General features: G+C 76.4%; 1 protein-coding gene. It reads right to left on the bottom strand.

Annotation, left to right across the window (positions count from 1 at the left end):
* A partial coding sequence (locus NBZ85_RS31115; RefSeq protein WP_368861469.1) for an NB-ARC domain-containing protein occupies window positions 1-1,384 on the bottom strand: 1,384 nt, incomplete at both ends.

Here is a 1,384-nt window from a genome sequence, read left to right as displayed (position 1 = left end):
GATGTGGGTTTCGCGGGCGGTGAGGGTGTCGGGGTGGTCGGGGCCGTCGAGGCGTTCGTGGGCGGCGACGGCGCGGGCGGCCAGTGGTTCGGCCTGCTCGGGGTGGCCCTGTTCGGTGAGGTAGGCGGCGGCGTGTTCGGCGAGCCAGGCGGTGTGGGGGGTGTCGGCGGTGGAGTCGGTGGCCTCGACAGCGGCGAGGGCGTGCGGGAGGAGTTCACGCCAGGCCGGCCAGGCGTCCGGGTTGGCGGTGATCTGCTCGGGTAGGGCGGCGTGGAGCAGTCGACCGAGGGTGTCGACGTGCCGGTCGGCGTGATCGGGGCTGGTGCTGGTGCGCACGGCGATGCGGACCAGAGGATGCATGGCCAGAGCGGCGCCGTCGCGGTGGGCGAGGCCGGCGCGTTCCAGGGCGGCGACCGTGTCGGCCAGCTCCAGCGGATCGCGGGCCGCCTCGCGTAGCTCCGTGTCGTGGATCGCCTCCGGGTCGGCCGCGAGCAGCCGCAGTGGCAGCGGGGCGGAGCCGTCGGCATGCGCGGCGAGGCGTAGGAGTTCGCCGGCGGCCGGGGCGTCGGCGTCGAGGTCGCGGATCGGCTCCGTCCACAGGGTGGCGGCGGTGATGCCGGGCCGGCCGGGCACCTCGCCCTGGCCGAGCACGGCGGCCGGCCGGTCGATCAACGCCGCGAGGTAGGTCTCGGCGGGGGCGCGGGCGGCGCCGATGCGGTGCGCCGCCTGGTCGAGGGCCAGCGGATGATCCCCGAGCTGGCGGGCGATCCCCTCAGCGATCGTCCGGTCGACCGCCGGCAGCCGCTCGCTGAGCAACGTCACCGACTCCGCCCGCGTGAACGGCCCGACGGGCACCACCAGGCCGGCGTCGTTCCAGTCGTCCGAGCGGGAGGTCACCAGGATCCTGCCCGCGCCGGTCGACGGCCGCAGCCAGCCGGGCAGCTCGCCGGGGCCGGCCGCGTCGTCGAGGACGAGCAGCCACCGACCGTCGGCGGCGTCCAGGCGGGCGAGCACTGCGGTCGGCTCCGCCTGGGCGGGCAGCCCCAGCGCCGGCGCGAGGGCCCGCACCCGCTCCCCGACCAGGTCCGGGCGCCCCGCCGGCACCCACCACACCGCGTCGAAGTCCATCCGCTGCTGGCGGACGTACTCGACGGCCAGGCTGGTCTTCCCGATCCCCGCCAGGCCCGTCACCGCGACCAGCCCGCCGGTGGACATCGCATCGTCGAGGTGGCCGAGCGTCGCCGTCCGCCCGACGAACCGCGCCGACCGGACGGGCCCGAGAGCGGGCACTTTCAGGCCGGCCGGGTCAAGGCGGTGGACCTTGGCCAGGCTCCGGATGAAATCCTGCGCCACCCGCACCTGCTCGGCGGGGTCACGCAGGCGG

The organism is Frankia tisae (genome assembly GCF_025403405.1).
Taxonomy (GTDB): domain Bacteria; phylum Actinomycetota; class Actinomycetes; order Frankiales; family Frankiaceae; genus Frankia; species Frankia tisai.
The sequence above is the reverse complement of the archived record's forward strand: the minus strand, read 5'-3'. Positions and strand labels throughout refer to the sequence as shown.